This window comes from Neobacillus sp. K501 (genome assembly GCF_053749995.1).
In genome coordinates, this window is the sequence record NZ_JBSLYA010000004.1 from 248,278 (window position 1) to 272,596 (window position 24,319).

The 24,319-nt window shown below is 39.7% G+C and carries 27 protein-coding genes; 15 read left to right on the forward strand and 12 right to left on the reverse strand.

Features of this window, described 5'->3' with window-relative positions:
* Nucleotides 1-24: 24 nt before the first annotated feature.
* Nucleotides 25-492, reverse strand: a complete 468-nt coding sequence (locus ACWM35_RS11865) for an NUDIX hydrolase (protein ID WP_454818606.1) — start codon at nucleotides 490-492, stop codon at nucleotides 25-27.
* A gap of 117 nt (nucleotides 493-609) precedes the next feature.
* On the opposite strand from ACWM35_RS11865, the gene ACWM35_RS11870 reads away from it, so the two are divergent.
* Nucleotides 610-780, forward strand: coding sequence for a hypothetical protein (locus tag ACWM35_RS11870; protein ID WP_454818608.1), 171 nt, complete (start codon nucleotides 610-612; stop codon nucleotides 778-780).
* Nucleotides 781-1,033: 253 nt separating this feature from the next.
* Nucleotides 1,034-2,287: an MDR family MFS transporter gene (locus ACWM35_RS11875; protein WP_454818610.1), complete on the forward strand. Its 1,254-nt coding sequence runs from the start codon at nucleotides 1,034-1,036 to the stop codon at nucleotides 2,285-2,287.
* 45 nt (nucleotides 2,288-2,332) lie between these two features.
* Here the strand turns inward: ACWM35_RS11875 and ACWM35_RS11880 are convergent, their stop codons facing one another.
* A complete protein-coding gene (locus tag ACWM35_RS11880; RefSeq protein WP_454818612.1) occupies nucleotides 2,333-3,163 on the reverse strand; it encodes a diguanylate cyclase domain-containing protein in 831 nt (276 codons plus the stop codon).
* A gap of 330 nt (nucleotides 3,164-3,493) precedes the next feature.
* On the opposite strand from ACWM35_RS11880, the gene ACWM35_RS11885 reads away from it, so the two are divergent.
* The 4 genes from ACWM35_RS11885 to ACWM35_RS11900 are packed head-to-tail and all read left to right on the forward strand — an operon-like array spanning nucleotide 3,494 to nucleotide 8,134.
* Nucleotides 3,494-5,614 carry an MMPL family transporter gene (locus ACWM35_RS11885; RefSeq protein ID WP_454818614.1) on the forward strand — a complete coding sequence of 707 codons (2,121 nt, stop codon included), beginning with the start codon at nucleotides 3,494-3,496 and terminating at the stop codon, nucleotides 5,612-5,614.
* A 52-nt stretch (nucleotides 5,615-5,666) separates the two neighbouring features.
* Nucleotides 5,667-6,338: a response regulator transcription factor gene (locus tag ACWM35_RS11890; RefSeq protein ID WP_454818616.1), complete on the forward strand. Its 672-nt coding sequence runs from the start codon at nucleotides 5,667-5,669 to the stop codon at nucleotides 6,336-6,338.
* Nucleotides 6,335-7,732, forward strand: coding sequence for a sensor histidine kinase (locus tag ACWM35_RS11895; RefSeq protein WP_454818618.1), 1,398 nt, complete (start codon nucleotides 6,335-6,337; stop codon nucleotides 7,730-7,732). Before ACWM35_RS11890 ends, ACWM35_RS11895 begins: the two co-directional genes overlap by 4 nt.
* 3 nt (nucleotides 7,733-7,735) lie before the next feature.
* The gene (locus tag ACWM35_RS11900) at nucleotides 7,736-8,134 is read left to right on the forward strand and encodes a hypothetical protein (RefSeq protein WP_454818620.1); all 399 of its coding nucleotides are present in this window, start codon (nucleotides 7,736-7,738) and stop codon (nucleotides 8,132-8,134) included.
* Between the two features lie 74 nt (nucleotides 8,135-8,208).
* Here the strand turns inward: ACWM35_RS11900 and ACWM35_RS11905 are convergent, their stop codons facing one another.
* Nucleotides 8,209-8,967 (reverse strand): SDR family oxidoreductase, encoded by a 759-nt coding sequence (locus tag ACWM35_RS11905; protein WP_454818622.1) that lies wholly within the window; start codon nucleotides 8,965-8,967, stop codon nucleotides 8,209-8,211.
* A gap of 191 nt (nucleotides 8,968-9,158) precedes the next feature.
* On the opposite strand from ACWM35_RS11905, the gene ACWM35_RS11910 reads away from it, so the two are divergent.
* Nucleotides 9,159-9,764, forward strand: coding sequence for a TetR/AcrR family transcriptional regulator (locus tag ACWM35_RS11910; protein WP_454818624.1), 606 nt, complete (start codon nucleotides 9,159-9,161; stop codon nucleotides 9,762-9,764).
* Nucleotides 9,765-9,827: 63 nt separating this feature from the next.
* On the opposite strand, the gene ACWM35_RS11915 is transcribed toward ACWM35_RS11910, so the two are convergent.
* Nucleotides 9,828-10,919 (reverse strand): GGDEF domain-containing protein, encoded by a 1,092-nt coding sequence (locus tag ACWM35_RS11915; protein ID WP_454818626.1) that lies wholly within the window; start codon nucleotides 10,917-10,919, stop codon nucleotides 9,828-9,830.
* Between the two features lie 120 nt (nucleotides 10,920-11,039).
* On the reverse strand, nucleotides 11,040-11,210 hold the full coding sequence (locus tag ACWM35_RS11920; RefSeq protein WP_454818628.1) for a hypothetical protein: 171 nt from the start codon (nucleotides 11,208-11,210) through the stop codon (nucleotides 11,040-11,042).
* 143 nt (nucleotides 11,211-11,353) lie between these two features.
* Here ACWM35_RS11920 and ACWM35_RS11925 point away from each other — a divergent pair, with 143 nt between their 5' ends.
* The 3 genes from ACWM35_RS11925 (at nucleotide 11,354) to ACWM35_RS11935 (ending at nucleotide 12,666) form a co-directional block, all read left to right on the forward strand.
* Complete coding sequence (locus tag ACWM35_RS11925; RefSeq protein ID WP_454818630.1) at nucleotides 11,354-11,545, forward strand: hypothetical protein; 192 nt, start codon at nucleotides 11,354-11,356, stop codon at nucleotides 11,543-11,545.
* 162 nt (nucleotides 11,546-11,707) lie between these two features.
* Nucleotides 11,708-12,202 carry a CBO0543 family protein gene (locus ACWM35_RS11930; protein ID WP_454818632.1) on the forward strand — a complete coding sequence of 165 codons (495 nt, stop codon included), beginning with the start codon at nucleotides 11,708-11,710 and terminating at the stop codon, nucleotides 12,200-12,202.
* A gap of 2 nt (nucleotides 12,203-12,204) precedes the next feature.
* Complete coding sequence (locus tag ACWM35_RS11935) at nucleotides 12,205-12,666, forward strand: CBO0543 family protein (protein WP_454818634.1); 462 nt, start codon at nucleotides 12,205-12,207, stop codon at nucleotides 12,664-12,666.
* Between the two features lie 53 nt (nucleotides 12,667-12,719).
* Here the strand turns inward: ACWM35_RS11935 and ACWM35_RS11940 are convergent, their stop codons facing one another.
* Both ACWM35_RS11940 and ACWM35_RS11945 read right to left on the reverse strand, forming a co-directional pair.
* Nucleotides 12,720-13,733 carry a GDP-mannose 4,6-dehydratase gene (locus ACWM35_RS11940; protein WP_454818636.1) on the reverse strand — a complete coding sequence of 338 codons (1,014 nt, stop codon included), beginning with the start codon at nucleotides 13,731-13,733 and terminating at the stop codon, nucleotides 12,720-12,722.
* Complete coding sequence (locus tag ACWM35_RS11945; protein WP_454818638.1) at nucleotides 13,717-15,060, reverse strand: UDP-glucose dehydrogenase family protein; 1,344 nt, start codon at nucleotides 15,058-15,060, stop codon at nucleotides 13,717-13,719. Before ACWM35_RS11945 ends, ACWM35_RS11940 begins: the two co-directional genes overlap by 17 nt.
* An 849-nt stretch (nucleotides 15,061-15,909) precedes the next feature.
* Between ACWM35_RS11945 and ACWM35_RS11950 the strand changes: the two genes are divergently transcribed.
* Entirely contained in the window at nucleotides 15,910-17,487 is a 1,578-nt protein-coding gene (locus ACWM35_RS11950) for a FapA family protein (RefSeq protein ID WP_454818640.1), read from the forward strand.
* 240 nt (nucleotides 17,488-17,727) lie between these two features.
* The gene (locus tag ACWM35_RS11955) at nucleotides 17,728-18,453 is read left to right on the forward strand and encodes a MerR family transcriptional regulator (protein ID WP_454818642.1); all 726 of its coding nucleotides are present in this window, start codon (nucleotides 17,728-17,730) and stop codon (nucleotides 18,451-18,453) included.
* Between the two features lie 53 nt (nucleotides 18,454-18,506).
* Here ACWM35_RS11955 and ACWM35_RS11960 read toward each other — a convergent pair whose 3' ends face one another.
* Together ACWM35_RS11960 and ACWM35_RS11965 are read right to left on the reverse strand one after the other, a co-directional pair.
* Nucleotides 18,507-18,740 (reverse strand): hypothetical protein, encoded by a 234-nt coding sequence (locus tag ACWM35_RS11960; RefSeq protein WP_454818644.1) that lies wholly within the window; start codon nucleotides 18,738-18,740, stop codon nucleotides 18,507-18,509.
* 27 nt (nucleotides 18,741-18,767) lie between these two features.
* On the reverse strand, nucleotides 18,768-19,463 hold the full coding sequence (locus ACWM35_RS11965) for a Type 1 glutamine amidotransferase-like domain-containing protein (protein ID WP_454818646.1): 696 nt from the start codon (nucleotides 19,461-19,463) through the stop codon (nucleotides 18,768-18,770).
* Between the two features lie 161 nt (nucleotides 19,464-19,624).
* Here ACWM35_RS11965 and ACWM35_RS11970 point away from each other — a divergent pair, with 161 nt between their 5' ends.
* Nucleotides 19,625-20,155: a helix-turn-helix domain-containing protein gene (locus ACWM35_RS11970; RefSeq protein ID WP_454818648.1), complete on the forward strand. Its 531-nt coding sequence runs from the start codon at nucleotides 19,625-19,627 to the stop codon at nucleotides 20,153-20,155.
* Nucleotides 20,156-20,376: 221 nt separating this feature from the next.
* Here ACWM35_RS11970 and ACWM35_RS11975 read toward each other — a convergent pair whose 3' ends face one another.
* Nucleotides 20,377-20,943 (reverse strand): histidine phosphatase family protein, encoded by a 567-nt coding sequence (locus ACWM35_RS11975; RefSeq protein WP_454818650.1) that lies wholly within the window; start codon nucleotides 20,941-20,943, stop codon nucleotides 20,377-20,379.
* A 12-nt stretch (nucleotides 20,944-20,955) separates the two neighbouring features.
* Entirely contained in the window at nucleotides 20,956-21,882 is a 927-nt protein-coding gene (locus tag ACWM35_RS11980) for a helix-turn-helix transcriptional regulator (RefSeq protein ID WP_454818652.1), read from the reverse strand.
* A gap of 84 nt (nucleotides 21,883-21,966) precedes the next feature.
* Here ACWM35_RS11980 and ACWM35_RS11985 point away from each other — a divergent pair, with 84 nt between their 5' ends.
* Nucleotides 21,967-22,470, forward strand: coding sequence for a DinB family protein (locus ACWM35_RS11985; protein ID WP_454818654.1), 504 nt, complete (start codon nucleotides 21,967-21,969; stop codon nucleotides 22,468-22,470).
* A gap of 48 nt (nucleotides 22,471-22,518) precedes the next feature.
* Here the strand turns inward: ACWM35_RS11985 and ACWM35_RS11990 are convergent, their stop codons facing one another.
* Nucleotides 22,519-23,073: a cupin domain-containing protein gene (locus tag ACWM35_RS11990; protein ID WP_454818656.1), complete on the reverse strand. Its 555-nt coding sequence runs from the start codon at nucleotides 23,071-23,073 to the stop codon at nucleotides 22,519-22,521.
* Nucleotides 23,074-23,239: 166 nt separating this feature from the next.
* Here ACWM35_RS11990 and ACWM35_RS11995 point away from each other — a divergent pair, with 166 nt between their 5' ends.
* Nucleotides 23,240-24,208: an NAD(P)-dependent alcohol dehydrogenase gene (locus tag ACWM35_RS11995; RefSeq protein ID WP_454818658.1), complete on the forward strand. Its 969-nt coding sequence runs from the start codon at nucleotides 23,240-23,242 to the stop codon at nucleotides 24,206-24,208.
* Nucleotides 24,209-24,319 lie beyond the last annotated feature (111 nt).

Here is a 24,319-nt window from a genome sequence, read left to right on the forward strand (position 1 = left end):
GCTTTTTAATATATGTTAAACGAATCAATAAGCTTTAGTTAATAGGGGGCTATTATACAAACGAATAGAGTGCAACTCCCCTTTTAAAAGATTATCAATAATTTGCCTTAATACCCTTGGTTCCCGTAATTCTCCATCATCAAATTTTATAAGGTCCTTTACCTTAACCCACTTGCTGTCCGTAATTTCATCTTCTACTAGATTTAAAGAACCTCCCGTAACCTCACCAGTAAAATGAAAAAGGATAACCTGACTGTTTGTACTACTGATAAAATTATATACACCAGTTGTACGGTTGAGTTTTACATCTAAGCTGGTTTCCTCTTTTACCTCCCTACGAGCTGCATCTAGAATGTCTTCACCGTATTCAATTCGTCCACTCGGGAAGTTCCATTTATTAATCGCAGTAGGTTTATTTTCCTTTATCAGTAGTACTTCATCATTTCTTAATATTGATACACTAGCGACTAAAACAATTCCATTTTGTGACATCTATTTCTCCTCCAGTTACATTATCATTTAATTCCTTTTTTCGTGATATAAGTCACATAAATTTTTAAACAATCCTTTTACAATATGAGTAAGAATAGTTCATAAGGGGGAAGTAAAATGTTTGTTGCTTGGTTGATGACGATTAGTATATTTTTAATTTGTATTTTTTCAACGTATGTAATAATTAATGGTCTGAAAGAAAAGGATCAATATGACCTAGCTATTTTACAATCTCAATTTTCAAATGTAGTCACTAAAAATGCAGAAATGATGAAAAAAGCCGTATAAATTCACATAATAAAACAGCTTCTAACTTGAAGCTGTTTTTTTCATAAAAAAATAAGCCACATCCAATGAATGCGCCTCTCTCAACCCGAAACATATGTTCGTTTTATGTGACATTTAAATTAGACAGAGGTATCCTCGACCTCCATATTCTTATTATAAACAATTCTAAATTATAAGTCTATATCTTTTCATCAAATTGTTTTATGATTTGGTTACCTGGCCGGGAAAGCTTCAATGGAAGAGGAGGAGTCTTGTGCAAGTACGTTTATGGGATACTAATTTAAAGGTTCGGTTAATCGGTGAAGGACTGTTTAACATGCTGTTTTGGATGTACTTTCCGTTTATCACCGTCTATTTTGGGGAGGCCTTAGGCAATCATGTCGCAGGAATATTAATGACGATCCCCCCGATTTTCAGCATGGTCGGTAGTCTGCTAGGTGGTGCTTTAACCGACCGGTTAGGACGTCGCCCTGTCATGCTGATGGGGGCTTTACTGCAAACCGTTATGTTTGCCTTGTTTGCGCTATCGCCTTCCCACTGGATCGATTATATTGCCTTTATCGGGATTGGGCTGGGTGGAGCCATTTATCGCCCTGCAAGCTCAGCGATGGTCGCAGATCTTGTTCCACCGGAAAACCTTCGTCAAGTCTTCGCAACATTTATGACGGCCAATAACATCGGCGCCGTGCTAGGACCAGCACTTGGAGCGATTTTCTTCTTCCAATTCAGGCAGGAATTGCTCTGGACCTGTACATTCGTGTTACTGTTTTATTTCATCGCCATTTATTTTATCGTTCATGAAACATTGCCACAAACGGCAGGAAGCAAGAAAGGTTCCACCTCGATTACCCATGTATTCAAGGAACAGTGGAAAGGATATGGGGTTATTTTTCGCGACAAGGTGTTCTTGATCTATATTGTGGCAAGCATTTTTTCGCTGATCGCCATTATGCAACTGGATCTATATTTGCCAGTCTATATCATCGACCACGTCCCTGCCCAAGCTCTTTTCAACTGGAATGGCTCTTCTCTTACGCTGTCCAGTACGGAGATATTTGGTTGGTTAGTTGGCTTTAACGGTCTTTTGTTTGTCCTATTCATTCTTCCCGTTACGAAATGGTTCGACAATTGGAAAGAACGAAATGTATTCATTCTGTCAGCCCTGTTGTCAGGAGTAGGAACATTCCTCGTTGGCGTGAACACCAATATCTGGTTTTTGTTCTTCGTCACCATCATCTTCACATTTGGAGAAATGGTCCGCTCCCCGGTGTCGCAAAGCTTTATTAGCCGCTATGCCCCGGAGAAAGCAAGAGGTCAGTATATGGCAGCCGATAGCTTACAGTACACAATCGGGAAATTTTTAGCACCCTTGACGGTGTTCCTGTCTAGTTGGATGCCGCCGATAGGAATTTTCACTATCATTTTGGCGTTTGCCCTGATTAGTATCGGGTTATACATTCAATTATTTCGAATTTATGTGGAAAAACCAGCGACAGCGGTGGATTAAATCAGAAAAGAAAAAGGCTGTCAATGTCAATTGACAGCCCTTTCATTAAATTTCACATCGTGAGTCCTCTAACTCTAGGTCCTTTTCATAAAAATGAAATCTATTTTTCCCTTGTTTTTTTGCTTCGTACATCGCATTATCTGCCTTTTTCATTAGTTCGTCGATGTTGTTTTCGCCCTGTGGAGTAATTGCAATCCCAATACTTGCTGTTACAAACAAAGACTGATTTCTAATGACGACAGGGTTCGATAAAGAAAGAACGATTCTCGTCGCAATTTGTTCGGCAACATTTGAATTTGAATTTTTTAATAAGCAGATAAATTCGTCCCCACCTAATCTACCGATTAGATCATTCTCACGAACACAGTATTGTAATCTTTTAGCGATGATTTTTAAGAATTCATCACCGATTTCATGACCAAACTTATCATTAATCGGCTTAAATTCATCCAAATCAATAAATAAACATGCCACATCAGACTGCCGAAGATTGCTTAAAACCTGCTCGCTTAGATGAATAAATCCTCTGCGATTATAAAGTCCCGTTAATTCATCTTCGAATGATAATCTTTCCAGTTTCACATTTAACCTTACGGATTCTAGCTCTTTACTTTTTAATTTATCTGCTAAAATTCCAACACTAACGGCAATGGAAATGTGTAAAAATAATCCCATGATCGTTACCAGTATATCTTGTCTGTCAAAACCAGCTTGTTGAAAAGCTTCGATAGTTTCGAAAAATAAATGAAGAAAGATAGCGATGGCTGAAATGAATAAACCACCACGCAGCCCTAAATAGTAGCTAAAGATCACTGATGGTACTAGAGCGATCAACCAAAACATTTCTACCGTATCTTCATCAAAAATTACTTCCAAATTATCCTCCAATAGGGTATCAGAAAGAATAGGAAATAACAGCATCACAAACGTAAGTAACCAAAAGCGTAAAGGAATTATTCGCAAGCGTTTCATCAAATCACTCATTTATTTAAAATAACACACAATCAATATAGTAAAATACCCCTAAAAATATTACAAATGGTAATTTCATACTAAGATAAAAAACGAGGTTTTCCTCTCCTCCCGAATCTTGTCCTTTTCCTATTCCACAATACAATTTCCCGACAAATGTAAACAAAAGTTGATATTAAATTTATCTTCACCTAGTAAGATAATCAACGAAAGAAAAGAAGGAGGTAATACATAGTGAGAAAGCGATTATATCCTATTACCGATTGGGTTTCTACAAAGCGGGGGATGTGGATTACGATCATTGCCTGGTTAGTCCTAATGATTGGCCTAAGTGCTGGACCAAGACTTGGCGATTATAAAGTAACCAATTTCCAATCCCTCCCTGATGAAGCCCAATCTATTATAGCGGAGAAAAAGACAGAAGAACTTTTTCCAAATGAGCAAGGCACACCAGGAATCATGGTGTTTCATAATGAAAATGGTGCTATCGATACCGATGAAGTCAAGCAAATTTTGACTGGAATCATCATCGAAGATATCGACGGAATTGAAAACATTGTCGATATCAACACCCTTTCACCTCAGGCTCTTGCGGGCTTTATTTCCGAAGATGATTCTACAATGATTGTCCCAATGGAGTTAAAAAAAGGCCTAGGGAATGATGAGTATTCCGAAATCAATGACAAGGTTTCCAAGATTGGCAATAAGATTGCCGGTACCCTTGAAAGTACTGACTTTTATATCACGGGTCCTGCTGGGATTGCCGGCGATACGATTAAATTATTTGAACAAGCAGATTTTGTCCTGCTGCTTTCCACAATTGGAATTATTTTAGTATTACTAATCGTCATTTACCGTTCACCGTTACTGGCATTTATTCCTCTCCTTGCGACCGTTATTGTCTATCAGGTTGTCAATCAAAGCGTTGCCTTGCTCGGGGCGGCTGGTTTAGAAATCAATAACTCAACCACCTCGATCATGAGTATCTTGCTTTTTGCAGCAGTAATTGATTATTCCTTGTTTGTGTTTTCCCGATACCGTGAGGAGCTCAACAAAGTGGATAGTAAATATGACGCCATGAAAGTTGCCATGCGGGCAACAGGCGAGCCTGTGTTTTTTGCTGGCGGAACGGTATTAGCAGCAATGCTCATCCTCTTCTTTGCTAATTTCCGAGATTATCAAAATTTTGCACCGGTCTTCGGGTTGGCCATGTTCTTTATCATGTTAGCCTCCATTACGTTGGTCCCTGCTTTATTTACGTTATTTGGACGCAAAGCGTTCTGGCCAAAGGTTCCAAAGTATGGTCAGGATAAAGAAGTGAAACACGGAATCTGGGGGCCAATAGCCAAGTTTGTGGTTAATAAGCCTGGTTTCTCTAGAGGATTTGTTGCGGTTTTTCTAGTTATTACAGCTTTGAATGTGTTTAATCTTGATTATGAATTTGATACGGTCAAAAAATTCCCGAAAGATTTACCGTCTCGTGTCGGTTACGAAATTGTTGAAGCTAGATATGATAAGGGTGAGCTTGCCCCTACTACCCTGCTAATTGTTGGGGATGAAGCTCTAACACAGGACGACAAAACGGCATTGATCGACAACCTCCAAGACATGGATGAAATCGCGTCCGTGCGGATGACGGCCCAATCGGAGGATTCCAAGGCCTTGAAACTGAGCATTGCTTTAGCAATGAATCCATATTCTAAAGAATCTATTCAGTTTATCGAGGATTTACGAAATAATGCACCCGAACGATTAGAGAAGCTTTCAATCACTGGTGAAGCACATCTTAGCGGAGTAACGGCAAAGCTTGCCGATGAGCGTGAAATAAATAATCGAGATATCTTGATCATTGTGTTACTAGAAACCCTTCTCATACTAGTACTCTTATTCGCCCTAACTCGTTCGATTAAGATGCCGATTTATATGATGGCAACCATCTTACTTTCGTTTGTATCAGCTTTGGGCCTTGGAATTTTCCTTGTGGATGTCCTCTTTGGTCATGAAGCCGTCAGCAGTCGTGTCCCTGTGTATGCCTTCATCTTCCTTGTGGCATTAGGGATCGATTATAACATTATCCTGGCTTCTCGATTCATGGAGGAACGGAAAAATCATCGCGTGAAAGATGCGCTTGAAATCGCCATCCGCAATACCGGCGGTGTCATCTCATCTGCTGGAATCATTCTCGCCGCAACCTTTGCCGCGTTGACAACAATGCCAATAGCCGACCTATTCGTGTTTGGATTTATCGTCGCAATCGGCATCCTTTTAGATACCTTCCTTGTGCGCGGAATGCTTCTGCCAGCCTTGATACTGTTATTTGAAAAAGATAAGCAAACCTCTCATAATAGTCAATAATGAGAATACAAAGGGGCTCCCTTTGTATTCTCCCTTTTAGGAGGTTCATTCGATGAAAATTCTCGTTGTAGACGATGATGTCTATATTCAACAGCTCGTATCCATTCATTTAAGCCGTGAAGGCTTTCAGGTATATAAAGCAAACCATGCCGAAGAAGCATTAGCCCTTTTGGAGGAAAAAACCGTTGATTTAGCCATTGTCGATGTCATGATGCCAGGGATGGATGGGTTTGAATTAACGAAAGTTTTGTCAGAGGACTTAACTATCCCCGTCATTTTGCTAACCGCTAAGGGACAGCTCAGCGACAAGGAACGTGGCTTCTTAGCGGGTTCAGAGGACTATATCGTCAAGCCGTTCGAGGTGAAGGAACTCCTATACCGTGTGGCAGTTGTCCTGCGCCGTGTTGAACGGGCAATGGAAACCGTCATCAAGGTCGGGAATCTCTTGATCGATCGGAAAAGCTTTGAAGTCATCATCAATCAAGAAACCATTCTTCTTCCATTAAAGGAATTTGAACTGCTAAGTCTGTTAGCCTCACGTATGAATAAAATTACCCCTAGAGCTGCACTCATTGAACAAGCATGGGGGATCGATTATGAAGGAAGCGAACAAACCTTAAATACCCATATTAACCGGATTCGGGAACGTTTAAAAAAGTACGAGGCATCGGTGGAAATTCAAACAGTTCGGGGAATGGGCTATAAGCTAGAGGTTACAAGATGAAGACGCTCTACCGAAAATTCATCGTGGCAACGCTAGTGATTTTATCAATCAGTATCACGATTGGCTTTATCTTAGCCAATATTGTGTACATGACCTCGACCAAGCAGAAAATCGATCAACAAAATGTAGAGATTACAGAGGAAATTACTTCAAAACTTGAAGGGATGCATTCCCATCCTTCTTCCTACAAGCCTTTCTTAGAATCGATTGGAAAGCTTGGGTATCAGATTTATATCGTAAATGAATCGGGAGAGGAAGCTTATTTCGGCCAGCCTTTTAAAAAGAAAGAACTTCCTCAAGAAGCAAGGAAGGTGCTAAAAGAAAAGGAAATCTATCATGGTATGGATCAATTTTCTGACCAATTCCTAATGATGGGGCATTTCTCAAATGATATAAAGAATACGGTAGGTGTGCCGTTTACCATGAACGGGGAGCAATACGGATTGTTCCTGCGTCCGAATAATAAACTTCTGTTTTCCGATATTCATATGATTCTTGCCTGGTTTTTTGTTGCGATTGCTGTTGTGAGCATTAGTGGGGTTATCTGGTTTGCTAAGCATCTTATCCGGCCGATCACTAAGCTAACCGAAGCGACGAAGGAAATTACCCGCGAGAATTTCAACTACACCTTAAAGATTGAGCGAAACGATGAAATTGGCCAATTAGTGGAAAGCTTCAACACGATGCAAAAGCAATTACAGCATAATGACGAAGCTCGTAAGTCCTTCATCAATAATGTATCGCATGATTTTCAGTCACCACTCATGAATATTCAAGGATATGCGGAGCTTTTAAAGTCGCAGGAAGTAACCGAGCATGAGCAAAGCGAATACCTACAAATCATTGATGGGGAAGCAAAGCGACTTTCCAATTTAACGAAGCAGCTACTGCTCTTGACATCCCTTGATCAGAACGCCTATCCGATGAAGCTTTCAGATGTTCAACTGAATGAACAAATAAAACAGACGATTCGCAGGTATCAATGGCGACTGGAGGAAAAGGAAATAGAAGTTTCTTATAAGCTGCCATCCATCAAGATGAAGGTGGATGCCGAGCTTATGAGCAATGTTTGGGACAATTTACTGACCAACGCCATCAAGTACAACGCTCACGGAGGTACGATCTGGATTGGACTAACGACAACAGAGGACACATTATCGATTATTTTTAAAGATACAGGAATCGGGATGACCAAGGAAGCCGTTACGCAGATTTTCGATCGTTTTTACCGTGTCGATTCGTCTAGAAAAAAGGATGGAACAGGCCTTGGTCTATCAATTGTCAAACAAATTATTGACCTGCATGGGGGAAAAATCAAAGTCGATAGTTTAGTTGGTGAAGGAACCACCTTCACGATTTTACTACCCTATATAAATAAAAAATGGGAGGAATAAAAAATGGAACAAACTTGGAGCATTCGCTTAATTCGGTTTGCGGCGATCTTTGGTATCATTGGAACCTTCTTAGGCTCACATATGGCTGGAAATATGGATTATGCCTTACGACCGATTCATGCCCACATCTTACTCGTAGGTTGGCTTTCTGTATTCGCCTGGGGAATTTTTTATAAGTCTTACAAGATTAAATACAAAAAACTCGTATCGATTCACAGTATCTTAGGCATGGTGGGTGCTGCAGGTTTAACCTTAGGCATGTGGATGTACACGATTAACCCATTCAATTTAAACGAAACCTTCGTCATGGTATTCTTCATCGTGGGTGGAACCTTACTATTACTGGCCTTTTTACTATTTGTGCCGATTACCTTTCTGATTGAGAAGCAGGAGAATCAGTAGAAAAAAACGAGTAGCGCACTTGGTTATTTCTCCAAATGCGCTACTTTCTTATCTATATATACCTTTAAACGGTCTTAATAGGCTGTCCAACCAGCGTCGCCAGTAATAACTGTTCCATTCACAAAACTTGATTCGTCAGATGCTAGGAATAAAGCAATATTCGCAATCTCTTCCGATTTACCAATACGTGGATTAACCGCTAATCCTGCTTGACTGCGCCCCATGCCAAATTGGCTAATTCCTGTCATCGAAGCACCGATATTGGTTTCCACTCCGCCTGGTGCAATCGCGTTACAACGAACACCGCTTGTTGCGTACATGAAACCAGTGTTTTTCGTAAAGCCAACCACTGCATGCTTAGAAGCGGTATATGCTGCCCCTGCTCTAGCTCCTTGAAGTCCGCCAGCAGATGCAATGTTAATGATGACACCTTTTTGCTTCTCCAAAAAGATTGGTAATGCTTTACGAGTGGAACGCATCACACTGGTTGTATTGATGGCAAAAATTCTTTCCCATTTCTCATCTTCTATTTCACCTGCAGGTTCAAAGTTGTCCATAATCCCTGCATTATTCACTAAAATATCTAAAGTTCCATACGTATTTACCACCGTATCAATCAGATTTTGAATATCATCTTCTTTGGCCACATTGGCCATCACCGCAATCGCTTCTCCACCATTTGACTTAATTTGATCGACAGTGAGATTGGCTGCCTCGATGTTGATATCAGAAACTACCACTTTTGCCCCTTCTTTTGCATAAAGAGCAGCAATCGCTTTCCCCATACCTGAAGCTGCACCTGTTACAACGGCTACTTTATTTTCAAGTCTCATATCCATTCCCCCGAATGATTTAATAGGGTGATCACTTTAATCAACATCTGTTGATTAACTTAACCCTAATTATAGTATAATTACCGTAAAAAGGCGTTTCAATCAGCAAAAGGCGGTTGAACTGTTGCTTAATAAACACATCCTCTTAGAAATGTGCAATAAAGAAAGTAAAAGAACACAGGGGGGTTTTTATGTCTACTAAAGTTGATTATATCGATAAAAGAATCATGAAATCGAAAAAAGCCATGAAAGATGCCTTGCTCTCGTTAATGCAGGAGAAAGATTTCAAAGAAATTTCCATTTCGGATATCGTGCGACTTGCAGATCTTAACAGAGGAACGTTTTATAAACATTATCAATTTAAAGAGGATCTATTAAGTGAAATCATCGATGAGGTCATCACCAGCTTAGTCGATTCTTATCGTGATCCTTATAAAAATAAAGAAGTTTTTGAGGTAAATAAACTGACAACCTCAGCAATTAAAGTATTTGATCATGTCAGTAAATATTCAAACTTTTACGCCCTGATCGTGCAAACAAATGCCTTAGCAGGATTCCAACAAAAGTTTTGCAATGTATTAAAAGACTTAACATTAAATGATATTACAGATTCTCTTCCAAACGTTAAAATCGACCGGGAATTACATGCTAGTTATCAGGCATATGCCATTTTAGGCCTAATTATTGAATGGGTTAATGGAGGGTTTAAATATAGTTCCAGTTATCTTGCCGAACAATTACTGGAGATTATCAAACTGAAATCCACTTCTTCTATTATTAAAACAAAGCGAGCGTAAATCCTAATTGATTTACGCTCGCTTTTGGTAGCTTTTATTCTTCCACTTTGGAAATAGCACTTTTTAAAAGGGTACAGCTATGTCCTTTGCTGCACATACTTTATTACGGCCTGTATTTTTCGCCTTATACAAAGCCTTATCGGCATCTTCAATAATGTTTTTCGCGTCGGATGTCGTTTCATTGTAACAAGCCACACCAATCGAAACACTGATATGGATCGTATCGGCGGATAGATTAAATTGATTTTCCTCTACAACTTTTCGGATGTTTTCAGCGATATTTATGGCCTTTTCTAAAGGGCAATCCAATAATAATACGGTAAACTCTTCTCCACCGTTTCTGCTGACAATATCAAATGACCTCGTAGAATTTTTTAATAGCTCACCAAGCTGTTTTAAAACTTCATCCCCTTGAGAGTGACCAAATTTATCGTTTATTTTCTTAAAAAAATCTATGTCGATATATAGCAAAGAGAGTTTTTCGTTTTTGCCCTCTACCTTTTCTAATAAATCATTAAAAATAGCATCAAATTTACGATAATTGTTTAAACCCGTTAAGCCATCCACCATGGATTCGTTCTTATATTTTTCAAAAAGCAGTTGAATGGATCTTAAATAGTTGATGATATAAAATGCTGCTAATCCTCCTAAATAAGAAACGACCCAATAAATCGGAAGCAAAATCATCAGGATATCCGTGTCTTTAATAACAAGGGTATAAAGAATAGAGAAAACAAGATTATTCCAGGTTAGGGATAGAATGACTTTGGTTTTCCTCGTAAGGCGGCTCTTTGCTAAGACCACAGCACCTGTTGTCACCAATAGCATGATTACCAATGCTAAAAAGGAAGCTAAGTTTACACCAATGAGAAAGCGGCCGATTATAATGATTACCATTGCCAGATAGGCGGGGATCAAGCCGCCATAAAAGGCTAGCAAAATAATCGGGATATGACGGAGATCCACAATGGAATCTCCAATATGGATACTATACTGCATCAGGATATTCCCAATGACTCCGCCTACTAATCCAACGATGATCTTTCTTTTGATAGAGGACTTTCGATGTAATGGACGGTTGTTCGTTAATTGACTATACAAAAAAAGAAGCGAGGCAAGAATAGCTAGATTGGAAAAAAATTCTTTTATTATCATGATTTATCACCTTAACTAAAATACCACATTGAAAAGCAAAGCGTAATCGTTATTTTTGCACAAGACTAAGAGGTACTAAAAAAGCAGTCCCCCCTCCCTATAGGGCTTGAAATACTGCTTCTATTTCGCCTCTAAAATTTTCAACTCCTCCGCTTCATACATCGTTCTGGTGAATCGGTAAATTTGAATCGCAAGGTGTTTTTCATGATCCGTTAATTTACGTTGCCATTTCTGCTCTAGCCAATAGATGGGTTCGTTGTAGAAGATTTGGTCAAATACAAGTGGCTCCATGATGATACCTCCTGCGAAAAGTAAGTACCATTATTATTGCCATCTAACGACTTGAAATAATCCACTCCCTACTTTTTACTATTCACATCTGAATATTTAGCCATATAATACATATCCTATTTTTGTTTAGGAGGTGACTTTTGATGGCTAATAATAGAAATTCTCATACAGACGATAATGGTATCGCAGAAAGCATTAAAAACACAGCAGGTTCTGCTTTTGAAACGGTGCATAATGCATTAGAGGCAACAGAGAATATTGCCATGAAAGCAGTGGATGCAACCAAAAACGCTGTTAACAATGTAACTGGCAACACAAACAACAACCAAAATTGATGAAAGAATAAAACGCCATTTGGCGTTTTTTTTAATGAATCAGTTTTGATAACCTTCCTTTACCACTTATCTTTAATTCAATTGCTTCTTTAATATCGAATAGTAAATCCTTCAGAAAGCCAAAGTAAGGAGGAGTACAGTGAAAGGGGGAGTTCCTGAAGCATGCTGATGGAGCATTGGATTCTGGCAGCAATGTGGCTGTTCGGCTTTATTGGCTTTACTCTGTTTATTCCACGCAAAGAGTGGCGCAAAGGATTCTTGGCATTCTTAATGTTTCAAGCCATCATCTGGCTATGCGATATGCCTGCTTTTCAATATGGTTTGTTAAGTGCACCTGTTCGGGAGTTCCCAAAAGCGACAGACCTCCCCCTTACCATCGATTATTTTTTTTATCCCGTTTTGTTTTCCATCTTTTACATCCATAGGAGAGTAAAAGGAAGTCTGTGGTCCAGAATTTCTTACTTTTTTGTTTGGATCTCTATCATTACGATATTTGATGTTATTATCGGAAGGTACACAGATTTATTAGAATATGAAATCTTGAAGTGGTACGGAATGTGGATTTACATTGGATTTCTCTTTTACGTGAGTCAATTCTGCTGTAATTGGTTTTATAAAGACCAATCTTTGTTTCAAGTGGAGCAGGGGATTCAATGAAAATGGAATGGTGGCTTTTATTATCTGTGTATCTAGTTGCAACAGGAATTCTTTTTTTCATCCCCAAAAATAAAATCCGTCTTGCGGCAGTGGCCTTTTTGTTCCAACAGGTGATTACTTTTCTTATTGGTTTAGTGGTTGTAGAACTGGGGCTGCTTTTGTATCCCGTAAGATTATTTGCTTCGATTAATCGGACAAGCTTTACCTTTGAGTTTTACGCATTTCCTGTCATATCCGCCGCTTTTAATGTATGGTATCCCAATAATCGAAGTACTCTCATTCAATGGGGTTATTATATTGGATTTAGTTCTGTGTTGACAATCATTGAAGTCATTATTGAAAAATACACGAATCTCATCAAATACATACACTGGGATTGGTATGTTTCTTGGATAACCATTTGTCTTGCGTTATTTTTAGCACGTTTATTTTGTGTATGGTTTTTCGCTAAGGGGAGAGTTTAATACTGTACCCTTGAAACATTCGTAACCCGCTGCCCAAACGAGCAGCGGGTTTCCTATTTCACTTGATAATAGTCAACATACCAATCGGCAAACTTCTGCAGTCCTTCTTCAATGGATGTTTTCGGCTTGAATCCCAAGGCTTTTTCCAATAAATCAGTCGAAGCATAGGTTGCCGGGACATCCTCTGGCTTGAGTGGTTCAAAGCTTTTTTCAAAAATAACCTCTTTTTCTAAAGCCTTGCTTAACGCTTTTTCGAGCGTTTCAATAAAAAACATTAGCTTTTCAGGGCGGTTGTTTCCAATGTTATACACCTTATGAAGAACTGTTTCAGTAGGAAGATGATTAATAATCCGTTCCATTCCCTCGACAATGTCGTCGATATAGGTGAAGTCTCGGTACAGATCGTTTTCAAAATCACCGTTATTAAATATTTGAATCGGCTCACCTGCAAAGTATTTATCGGTAAATCCGAAGTATGCCATATCCGGCCGCCCCATCGGACCGTAAACCGTAAAAAAGCGAAGTCCGGTCGCAGGGATTTTATAAAGGTGGCTATATGTATACGCCATCAACTCATTTGATTTTTTCGTCGAGGCATACAGGGATACCGGTTGATCGACATAATCAGATTCTTCAAAGGGAACCTTTTGATTGGCTCCGTAAACGGAACTAGATGATGCATACACAAGATGCTCCACCGGATAATGGCGGCAGGCTTCAAGGATGTTATAGAAACCGATGATATTGCTTTGTATGTAGGCATCTGGATTCTCGATAGAATATCGGACACCGGCCTGGGCGGCAAGATTTACGACGACAACGGGCTTATGCTGTTCAAAGATCTCAATTACCATCGCTTTTTCTGAGATATCCCCTTTGATAAAGGTAAAATTTTCATAACTCTCCAGCTGCTGTAGCCGCGCCAATTTTAGATTAACATCATAATAGTCATTGAGATTATCCACACCAATTACCTGGGAGCCTTTTTCTAGTAATTTTTTAGATAAGTAGAATCCAATAAACCCAGCTGCACCGGTAATGAGATAGACTTTATTGATAGATTTCAAGATTCTTCCGCTCCCTTACCGTAGATTTCCTGCCAATCGAATGGTACTCCACCCCTGCTGCTTCCATTTCTTCAACGTGATAAATATTTCTTCCGTCAAAGACTAACGGGGTTCTCATTAAATCCTTAAAGGTTCCCGGCCTTACTGCTTTTATTTCCTCCCATTCCGTAAATATAAAGCAAACATTGGCACCGTCTAACGCTTCCTCGATCGTGGCAACATAGGTGATTCTTCCATCAGGATATACCCGAGCAAAGTTCTCCGTGCCAACAGGATCATAGGCAAAAATATTCGCCCCCTGCGCTAATAACAACGGCACATTCTCAAGCGATGCGGCTTCTCTCAAATCATCCGTACCAGGCTTAAAGGTCAATCCTAGCACCGCCACCTTAAGTCCATGAAAGGTAATCAGCCGTTTGCTCGCTTTTTGATATAGGGTCGTCTTTTGCTCCTTGTTCACATCAATCGCCGCTTCGACTGTTTTCAGCTCATAGCCATACTGTTTCGCCAAATACGCCAATGCCTTCGTATCCTTAGGCAGGCAGGAACCACCAAACCCAATCCCCGCCTGTAAAAATTGACTTCCAATCCGCTTATCAAAGCTCATCCCTTTGGCAACATCTTGAATATCCGCTCCAACCCGTTCACAAAGATTAGCAATCTCATTCATATAGGAGATTTTCAGGGCGAGAAAATCATTTGAGGCGTACTTAATCATTTCTGCCGACCTCCGGTTCACAGAGACAATCGGGAGACGAAACGGTTCATAAATCTCCATAAGCAGCGCTTCCGCCCATTTGCTTTCGGTGCCAATAATAATTCGTTCGGCATGAAGCGTATCCTGAACAGCTGAACCTTGTGATAAAAATTCAGGGTTGGAGGCAACCTCTACTTTGACATCGTGGACTAGAAAGTCGTGAATAAACTGCTCGACTTTATCATTGGTACCAACGGGAACCGTCGATTTAACCACAACAAGACAACCCTTCTCGATTGATTCCGCTATTTGCCTTGCCACGGTAGCAATATAGGAAAGATTGGCCGATCCGTCCGGCTGCTCTGGAGTACCGACACCAATAAAAATCGCATCAGCATCCCGGTAAGCAGATTGATAATCAGTTGTAAAATGGAGTCTATTCATTGCTATATTTTCCCTTAATAAAACCTCCAACTCAGGTTCATAGATCGGAGAAAGCCCTGCCTTCATGGTAGCGACTTTTTCCTCATCGATGTCGACACAGATTACCTGATGGCCAACCTCAGCGAAACATACTCCCGCCACTAAGCCGACATAACCCGTTCCCGCCACTGCGATTTTTTTGTTCATGGATTCGTTCCACCTGCCTTTATTGTTTTGATGATGATTTCAGAGGATTATTGAACTTTTCATAATGACAGTTTTACTGTTTCCTTTGTGGTTTGGGGCTTTATGAACCTTTCATAGTTACCATCTTGCTGCTTCCTTTGTGGTTTGGGGCATTATGAACCTTTCATAATTACCATCGTACTGTTTCCTTTGTGGTTGGGGGCATTATGAACCTTTCATAATTACCATCTTGCTGTTTCCTTTGCGGTTGGGGGCATTATGAACCTTTCATAATTACCATCTTGTTGCTTCCTTTGCGGTTGGGGGCATTATGAACCTTTCATAATTACCATCGTGCTGTTTCCTTAGAGGTTGGGGGCATTATGAACCTCTCATAATTACCATCGTGCTGTTTCCTTTGCGGTTGGGGGCATTATGAACCTTTCATAGTTACCATCATGCTGTTTCCTTTGCGGTTGGGTGCTTTATGAACCTTTCATAATTACCATTTTGCTGCTTCCTTTGCGGTTGGGGGCTTTATGAACCTTTCATAGTTACCATCTTGCTGCTTCCTTTGTGGTTGGGGGCATTATGAACTTTTCATAGTTACCTTTCCGCCTCTTCCTTTAAGATTTCAGGAATTATAAAACCTTTCTACGATAGCGCACCGCCACTTCCTCTAAATTTCATGCATTATGACCCACATAATTCTAGAGTAATTTCAATAACTCCTCCTTTTCTGCCAGTTGCCAATGGATTCTTCTGTTCCATCAAACTCAGTTTCATATAATTTTACTCTAAACACTTTTCGAAATTTTATAAAAATGCAACAATATAAATATAAGATAATATCGGCTAGGGGATGACATGATGAATTTATTCGTAGATGAGAGTATTGAGATTTATGTTGAAGATACTAGTATTATATCGAAAATAAAACAAAAAAATCAGAATTTATCCACAATAAAAAAACAACTAAAAATCCATCCTAGAGTACTATTAAGTGACTGGAGTAATATAGAAAGTACATTAAAAAAGCAAAAGGAAATTCCTAGTTCGCCGATCGTCATTGGTATCTGGAAGCCTCTTGTCCAGTGCCATATTACGGATGATAAGATGCAAGTTTATGTTTATATAAATTTATTAGAAAGTGAGTTAGAGAGTGAAATCGAAAATGTAAAAAATCAAATTTATCAGTGGTTAGAGACTAACAACGTTACGTACGGAATTTTAACAGATGTCATAGAGAATGGTTTAAAGGTTCAATGTGGCCTATTAATTGCAGAAGGCACTGAAGCTGTTTATGGGGATGATGCAAAAGTTAAATATTTTCAGTTATCCGAAAGAAAACCCCGTACGCGTGAGGATGGCAGTGTAGATCATTTTGAAATAAACTTTATTGATGAAGTAAAAAAGGGTGACTGGTTAGGTGAGAAGATATTTTTAACGAATGGAACCGACGGTAAAAATGTCTTAGGTCATGTCATTCGTGCAAAGAAAGGGAAAGACATCAAGTTGTTATATGATCCAAAAACTGTCTATTCTGTAACAGAGGATAACATGGAAGTATTGAGAGCATCGAATAATGGTGCAGTGTCTTTCGATTACAAGGGATTAATATCGGTAGTAAATATATTAACCATTGATGGAGATGTAGGAATTCGAACAGGGAATATTCATTACGATGGTTCAGTTGTGATTAAAGGAACGATCGCCATTGGTTATTCCGTCACGGCAAATAATGATATTTCGGTATTAGGCGATCAAGGTGTGACTTCTGCTAGGGTAGAATCATTAACTGGTGACGTAATGATAAAAGGAGGAATTTTTGGAAAAGCGGTCATAAAAGCGAAGAATAATGTATTTGCTAGGCATACAAATGAAGCATTGATTGAGGCTGGTGGTAATGTAACCATTGGAACCTATATTTTTAACAGTTACATGAAAGCAGCGAATATTTTTACAACAGATAAGAGACAGGGTAAAATTATTGGTGGAATAATAAAAGCACAAGGGAAGGTGTCTTCTGCCATTATTGGAAACCAAACGGAGCTAAAAACGGAAATACATATCGACGGATTTGATAGACAAATACTAGAAAATGAAAAAGAAACATTAGAGAAGCAAAAGGAAGATATCGCAAAAAGAATAGCATTCGTATCAGAAAAAGTGAAAGCGTTACAATTATTAAAAAGTCAGTCTCGTGAGTACATAGTAGAATATATGAAGAATAAATCAGAATTAGATAATTTATTAGAAGAAAGTAGTAAAATCGAGCACCGATTACAGACAATAGCAAGTTTATTATTGGTTAAAGGTATGGGTGAAGTGGCTTCGTCTGAAGTATACCCAGGTACAATTATTACGATTAAGAATATAACGAAGCCCATTGAAATAGTATCAAAAGGTTCATTTTATTTGATCAATGGAGAAATAACCTTGGATTGATATGCTTTTCGGTTTACAATAGGGGGCCGAGGTTGATCAAAATCAAAAACTATTTTGATAACGTTTTCACCATGACACTGATCTCAATTATGCTCAAAACGTAAAAATTAGCTGCACCCAGTTAAATTGGAGTGCAGCCTTTTTTTTGATCAGTTGCTTAGGAATAAAAAATTTCTACATTCATATTGACTCTCACGTTACGGGATACTTTATAGTACATATTGAAGGGAGCGAAACACGATGAAAGTCAAAGAAGTTGCTGATTTAGTTGGGGTGAGTGTGCGCACACTGCATCATTATGATGAAATCGGATTATTAATCCCCGAGGAAACCACCGAATCAGGTTATCGAGTCTATTCTGACGAGAATCTCGAGACTCTTCAACAAATCTTATTTTTTAAAGAATTAGGCTTCCCTTTAAAGAAAATCAAGGAAATTCTTTTGAGTCCATCATTTGATCGGCAAGAAGCACTTGAAATGCAGCGGAAAATGCTGCTGGAGAAAAGAAGCCGGCTCGATAAAATGATTGGGACACTCGAAAAAACAATTCAACATTCGAAAGGAGAAATTCAAATGTCAAATAAAGAAAAATTCGAAGGCTTTGATTTTAGCCATAACCCATACGAACAAGAAGCAAGAGAAAGATGGGGGGACAAAGCCGTCGATGAAGCGAACGAAAAGGCAGCTAAAATGAGGAAGTTCGATCAAGACAAATTCAACGAAATCTACCGTAATCTTGCCGCCATTCGTCACCTTGCACCCGATTCCCAAGAAGCGCAAGCAGGAATTAAAGAGTGGTTCGTGTACTTGAACAAAATGGGCAACTACTCACTAGAAGCGTTCAAGGGCTTAGGACAAATGTACGTGGATGACGAGCGTTTCACAAAAAACATCGATCAATTTGGTGAGGGCTTAGCTAAATTCATGCGCGATGCCATGGCTGTCTATGCGGATACTAATAAATAAAAACTAAACCGAAAAACGCCGTTTCCTTCAAACGGCGTTTTTTGTCTCGAACATCAAGATTTGCGTTCATTTCCCCGCTTGAAATTCCCTGTAATCTTTGCCATGATTAGCTGTTTTGCCATTTCATTTTCAGCCGATTCTATTTTCTTAAGAAACTTCTCAGCTTCTTTCCCTTTCAGGATTTTCACTTGTTTCCCATTGTAATCTAAAAAGACCGTGTTATCCTTAGTCACTCGAAAACAAAAGGGTTCTTCCCCTAAACGATTCCTTTTATCGATATTATCCATTTTTCACCCTATTCCCCATTACTTCAATTAGACACCTAAAAATTCTGTTTCCAGTTCCCTTTCATTCAATTGTTTATCAAAATCGACTTTATAGGCCTTAGCACTCGGTCTGGAGCTTACGATCTTATGAATTTTATCCCCGATGTAATGAATCGCGACACCATCATCTGCTGCGATTCCAGGTTTTATTTTATGAGAAGCCACTAGTTCTTGATAGGTAGGCCGTCGATCTGCTTCGCCATCATAATGGGGACAATTGCTGCCCTTCAAGAATCCTAAACAGGTTAATGGTTCCAGCTTATCACCATAGGAATCGGTTACTCCTTCTTCAAACCAACAAATCGAACCCGCACTAATGCCCGCTAAGACGATTCCTTGCTCCCACGCCTTTCTCATGATTGCATCCAAGCCCCATTCCCTCCACAAGGCTAATAGATTCTTGGTATTTCCACCGCCAACATAAATAATGTCTTTGTCTAAAATAAATCCCTCTAAATCTCTTGTCGGTGGTTTAAATAGAGACAAGTGTGAAGGCTGGCATTCTTGCTTATTAAAATAGTCATAAAACCAGTTGATACAAATATCCGCGTCCCCACTGGCAGTAGGAACATAGCAGATTTTTGGGTTTGTTTTACCTGACTGCTGAAGAATATAGGAATCTAGCAACGGATTCTCGGGCTCCATCGAGAACCCTCCGCCTCCCAGAGCAATGATTTGTCGCATCTTTCAACCACCTTTCAAATCGATGAAATAGAATTCTACATCCGTAAGGATGATTCCTTCTTCTTTGACCATTGCCATTTTTTTACTCATATAGTAAAATATAATTAAGTAAAAAATATTTTACTAAAAAATAATTTATCAACGAAAGGAGATTGATATCAATGAGCCTTTTAGATATTTATTTACAAAAGAACGGAAAGAAACGGTACGATGTGTACAAAGAAACGGGAATCAGTCAGCAGATGCTCTCAAGTGTCAATAAAAAAAATGTCAGTAGCTATTCCGTTAAGACGCTTCAGGCCATTGCTCAAACCGTAGGAAAAAGTGAAGGGACCGTTCTGGATGAATTGGTCCAACTAGAAAACGAAAATGTCTACTTCGAAGCCTTTAATGCAGAAGATCTCCTAGTAGCCTTTAAAAATAAGGAATCTCGAATTGTCATCAAAGGCGAGTATAAAAAGGAATTAGAAAAATACGCGGAAGCCCAGCTTTCTGACACAGAAACATTAGGGCTAGAATTAGGTTCTGCGGGACTGGTATCTGTTTTTGCAGAAGTGATCCTGCAAGTATACAATGCGATCATAAGTAAAGATGATGACCAAAAGAAGATTGAAAACCAGATCCGAAAATACAAATTTGCAAAACTCAATGAAAATGAAATCCTGTTGTACTTGCGTCAATTAGATTATTAAACAAAGCACTCACCAGGGTGCTTTGTTTTTTTAGGTACGATAACTTTCTTATATTGGCGCCTTCCCATGGTCCGAATTCCGCTTCGTTTTCATTTTGGGGACATTGGCGGCCTTTCATTGTACTGAATTTCGCTTCGCTTTCATTTTCAGGACATTGGCGCATTCCCATGGTACCGATTCTCGCTTCGTTTTCGTTGTCCCCCACTGACCCTCTACCTTTTTCATTCAGTGAAATAATAATAACTCGTACCATTCCAATGCTTAGCAGTTGTATTTCTTTTACCTTTCCAGCCTTGTTTCTGTAATTCTTTTGCAATTAATCTATTAAAGACACCATGCCCAACCAAGGCAACGGCCCCATTTTCTGCAGCCACATCGGTTAATTGCTGTGCAGCCTTTTTCGCTCTTAATTTGGCAGCTGATAATGACTCGCACTCGTTCGAATAGCCACCTAACCATAGGATTCTTAAAAGAACCGCCCACAGATTTGGTCTTAATTTTAGTAACTTCATCTCTAATCTCGGTAACTCCGTTTCTCGAAAAATCGGATTAGAAATGACCTTTCCCCCTGGTTTCAATAACTGGGTAGACTCTACTGCGCGTTTTAAGTCGCTGGTCACCACGATCTTGGCAGCTGTTATTTTTTCGATGGTGTCAGCAGGATAGGTTGATTCCTCAAACACGCCATTGTTATCATATTTCTCAACCCACTGCTGAAAATCCAAACAGGTGATTTTATCATTTTCAATGTGCAGTGACTTCCCATGTCGAATTAAGGTTATTTCCATTGTCCTCTCCTCTTACAAATTTTCTATCAAATCTAAGTAGTATTCTTTAAGTTTCTCTTTTAAAAAAACGGGTTCGATGATTTTGAGCTTCTTACCGTAGCTTGCCAAATAGGAAATGATAAAGCTCATTTCACTAGGTTCAAACGTTCCAACCAAATACTTTTCGTCTACTACCCTCATAGAAGGAAACGGCTGCTGCTGAAAAACCTCCACACCTTCTGAAGTAATCAGGCATTTAAACGGAACAGCTTGCGTGCTCGGTTCCCAAAGGCCATGTGCATTTTCAAGATGAATATTTTTTAAATCGATCACTGGCGGTTGATCCAATATCTCTAATTTTTCGATTCGATCACAGCGAAAAACGCGATAGGCCGTTTTATCCAAATCATACGCCTGACAATACCAATATCCTTTCATGAGATAAATCGAAATTGGCTGAATCCTGCGCTGTGATTGTTTTGTGGAAGTGTATTGGATCGATACCACCTGATTCCGTACCGCAGCGAGTAAGAGTACTTCTAAATAGGCAGCGTAATGCGTTTTGGCGTTATGATAGAAAGCAACTCTTTTTTGAAATTGTCCGATTTGTTCCCGTTGTTCAAGGGAAACCGTCTCTAAAAATTTCTCTTGAATCGTTTGATAGGAAAATCGAAAAGGACTGCTTGCCAAACTCTGCAAAGCTTGCATCGCAAAATAGAGCGCAAATATCTCTTGGCTGGTAAAGGATATGGGTGGCAATGACATCGGCTTCACTAACTGATAGCCGCCATAACGTCCATAATCAGCAAAAAGAGGGGTGCCCATTTCTTCTAACGAAGCAATATCACGTAAAGCCGTTCTCTTAGATATCTGAAATTCAGCCATCAGATCCTTCAAACTGAATTTTTGTTTTTGATTAATAAACCGCAGCATCTGATTTAAGCGCTCAGATTTTTTCATAAATCCTCCTAATAGGTGCCAGATGTTGTCACCTATTCAGTATAAACTAAAAGAGGAAAAAGAATGAATGTGGAGGAATGAAATATGTATGTAACCATTTCAGATTTCATTAGAGAATGGAACAACGAAGCGAAATTAACGCAGAACGTATTGGACGGTTTGACAGATGCTTCATTAAAACAGCAGGTTCATCCGGAAGGGCGTACTATAGGAAGAATCGCCTGGCACTTAACCACAAGTATTCCAGGTTATTTAGCTCATTTCGGGTTAAACATCGAAGAAGTAGAAAATGAAGAAAATCTCCCAACCTCTGCCAAAGAAATTGCGGATTCCTTCAAAAATATAAGTTCCTATGCAGCCAAGGTCGTCGAGGAACAGTGGACAGACGAAACGTTGGCAAAAGTTCAGACTGCCTTTGGCAGAGAAGAATCCAACGCACAAATATTAATGGGACTCATTAAGCACATCGTTCATCATCGTGGCCAAGTGACCGTTCTTATGCGTCAAGCAGGAATAAAACCTTTCGGGGTTTATGGACCGCCAAAGGAAGATTGGATTCATTTTGGAGTGGAAAATCCACCACTTTAATAAGATATGGGAAACCTCATCATATAGGTTTCCCTTTATTAATATCGCCTAGTGCTCTTCTGAAGCTAATGCCTCTGCTTTCGTTACATGAACTGTCCCAAATGGATGTTGTGGTGGTGCATAGATCGAGTAAAGCTTTAACGGGATATTCCCTGTATTGGTGACATTATGCCATGTTCCAGCCGGGATCATAATGGCAGAGTCATCATGGACATTTTTAACAAAGTTTAATTGGTCCTTGCTCTTACCCATTTGAACCCTCCCTTGCCCTTGTTCAACTCGTAAAAATTGGTCAAGGTGAGGGTGAATTTCTAAACCGATATCTTCCCCTGGATTCAGACTCATCAAGGTAACCTGCAAATGTTTTCCCGTCCACAAAGCCGTACGATAGGTCGAGTTTTGCTTGGATGCCTCATTAATATTCACGACAAACGGTTCTGGACCATAATCCTTTAACTCCATTACCCTCCCATTTACTATTGGTGAATAACCCCAATAATCATAGGGATTCACCCCGTAATAAGTCTGTCTGACATCGTAATACATAGGTACAGGAACAGAATAGGGATATGGGTAAGGATAACCATGAGGTATATAGTACATTTTTTAACCCCCTACAGATTTTATAAACTATCCTATGCATTTTATTAAGGGAAAAGTACTCTCACAAACCTTTGAAAATACCTGTCTTAAATTTCTCTCAACTGAAATATCTTTTAACTAGAGTGTCTTTTTTCCTAAAATTTCAAAGGAATTGAGGAGAAGCAATTTGAAAGCGATTCGTTATGAGAAATACGGCCCGCCTGATGTTCTGGCCTTAACAGAGGTGGAGAAACCGATCCCTGCTGATCATCAAGTTCTGGTCAAAATTCATGCCTCATCCGTAAACTACGGAAACCTGGTCCTTTTGCGAGGCGAGCCGTTCTTAGCCCGTTTCGCATTTGGTCTGCTAAAACCAAAATACTCCATACCCGGTGGTGACATCGCCGGCCGGGTTGAAGCCGTTGGTAAGGATGTAACGCAATTTCAACCGGGAGATGAGGTGTTTGGAGACCTATCTGGCAGTGGCTGGGGCGGTTTCGCTGAATATGCCGCTGTTCCCGAAAAAGCATTGGCATTAAAACCTGCCAATCTATCATTCGAGGAAGCGGCGGCGATTCCGATGGCGGCGGTCACTGCTTTACAGAGTATTCGCGATAAAGGCAAGCTTCAATCAGGGCAAAAGGTTTTAATCCACGGTGCCTCTGGAGGGGTAGGGACGTTTGCCGTCCAGATTGCCAAAGCACTCGGAGCTGAGGTGACAGCTGTCTGTAGTACAAGAAATGTTGAAATCGCGCAATCACTTGGAGCAGACATTTGCATCGATTATAAAAAGGAGGATTTTTCAAGGAATCATCCGCGGTACGACCTGATTCTAGGGGTGAACGGCTACCAACCGATGTCTGTCTACAAACATGCTCTTAATCCTAATGGAACCTTTATTCATGTGGGAGGCGCTGGCGCGCAAATGTTTCAGGCGATGACTCTTGGCCCTTGGATTTCTATGACGGAAAAGAAGAAAGTCGGCAGCTTTTTACAAAGGCCAAACCAAAAGGATCTTGTGTATTTGAAGGAGCTGGTTGAAGCCGGAAAAGTAAAGCCCGTTCTTGATCGATGTTATCCGTTGAATGAAGTGCCCGAAGCATTTAGGTATTTTGAAGAGGGGCATGCACAGGGGAAAGTGGTTATTACGGTGTAAAAAAACGCACATTTTCGATAGCTCGAAAAATGTGCGTTCTCACGTTACACTGGAATACAGCATTTGTTAGCTTTAGTAAAACGCTTCACTAAAAATGGTCATTTTAAAGCC

Excerpts from the sequence above, each read along its gene's own strand:
- ACWM35_RS11865 (WP_454818606.1), bottom strand. The coding sequence starts at position 492 with ATGTCACAAAATGGAATTGTTTTAGTCGCTAGTGTATCAATATTAAGA.
- ACWM35_RS11870 (WP_454818608.1), top strand. The coding sequence starts at position 610 with ATGTTTGTTGCTTGGTTGATGACGATTAGTATATTTTTAATTTGTATT.
- ACWM35_RS11890 (WP_454818616.1), top strand. The coding sequence starts at position 5,667 with ATGAAAATTCTCGTTGTAGACGATGATGTCTATATTCAACAGCTCGTA.
- ACWM35_RS11895 (WP_454818618.1), top strand. The coding sequence starts at position 6,335 with ATGAAGACGCTCTACCGAAAATTCATCGTGGCAACGCTAGTGATTTTA.
- ACWM35_RS11900 (WP_454818620.1), top strand. The coding sequence starts at position 7,736 with ATGGAACAAACTTGGAGCATTCGCTTAATTCGGTTTGCGGCGATCTTT.
- ACWM35_RS11905 (WP_454818622.1), bottom strand. The coding sequence starts at position 8,967 with ATGAGACTTGAAAATAAAGTAGCCGTTGTAACAGGTGCAGCTTCAGGT.
- ACWM35_RS11910 (WP_454818624.1), top strand. The coding sequence starts at position 9,159 with ATGTCTACTAAAGTTGATTATATCGATAAAAGAATCATGAAATCGAAA.
- ACWM35_RS11915 (WP_454818626.1), bottom strand. The coding sequence starts at position 10,919 with ATGATAATAAAAGAATTTTTTTCCAATCTAGCTATTCTTGCCTCGCTT.
- ACWM35_RS11920 (WP_454818628.1), bottom strand. The coding sequence starts at position 11,210 with ATGGAGCCACTTGTATTTGACCAAATCTTCTACAACGAACCCATCTAT.
- ACWM35_RS11925 (WP_454818630.1), top strand. The coding sequence starts at position 11,354 with ATGGCTAATAATAGAAATTCTCATACAGACGATAATGGTATCGCAGAA.
- ACWM35_RS11930 (WP_454818632.1), top strand. The coding sequence starts at position 11,708 with ATGCTGATGGAGCATTGGATTCTGGCAGCAATGTGGCTGTTCGGCTTT.
- ACWM35_RS11935 (WP_454818634.1), top strand. The coding sequence starts at position 12,205 with ATGGAATGGTGGCTTTTATTATCTGTGTATCTAGTTGCAACAGGAATT.
- ACWM35_RS11945 (WP_454818638.1), bottom strand. The coding sequence starts at position 15,060 with ATGAACAAAAAAATCGCAGTGGCGGGAACGGGTTATGTCGGCTTAGTG.
- ACWM35_RS11950 (WP_454818640.1), top strand. The coding sequence starts at position 15,910 with ATGAATTTATTCGTAGATGAGAGTATTGAGATTTATGTTGAAGATACT.
- ACWM35_RS11955 (WP_454818642.1), top strand. The coding sequence starts at position 17,728 with ATGAAAGTCAAAGAAGTTGCTGATTTAGTTGGGGTGAGTGTGCGCACA.
- ACWM35_RS11960 (WP_454818644.1), bottom strand. The coding sequence starts at position 18,740 with ATGGATAATATCGATAAAAGGAATCGTTTAGGGGAAGAACCCTTTTGT.
- ACWM35_RS11965 (WP_454818646.1), bottom strand. The coding sequence starts at position 19,463 with ATGCGACAAATCATTGCTCTGGGAGGCGGAGGGTTCTCGATGGAGCCC.
- ACWM35_RS11970 (WP_454818648.1), top strand. The coding sequence starts at position 19,625 with ATGAGCCTTTTAGATATTTATTTACAAAAGAACGGAAAGAAACGGTAC.
- ACWM35_RS11975 (WP_454818650.1), bottom strand. The coding sequence starts at position 20,943 with ATGGAAATAACCTTAATTCGACATGGGAAGTCACTGCACATTGAAAAT.
- ACWM35_RS11980 (WP_454818652.1), bottom strand. The coding sequence starts at position 21,882 with ATGAAAAAATCTGAGCGCTTAAATCAGATGCTGCGGTTTATTAATCAA.
- ACWM35_RS11985 (WP_454818654.1), top strand. The coding sequence starts at position 21,967 with ATGTATGTAACCATTTCAGATTTCATTAGAGAATGGAACAACGAAGCG.
- ACWM35_RS11990 (WP_454818656.1), bottom strand. The coding sequence starts at position 23,073 with ATGTACTATATACCTCATGGTTATCCTTACCCATATCCCTATTCTGTT.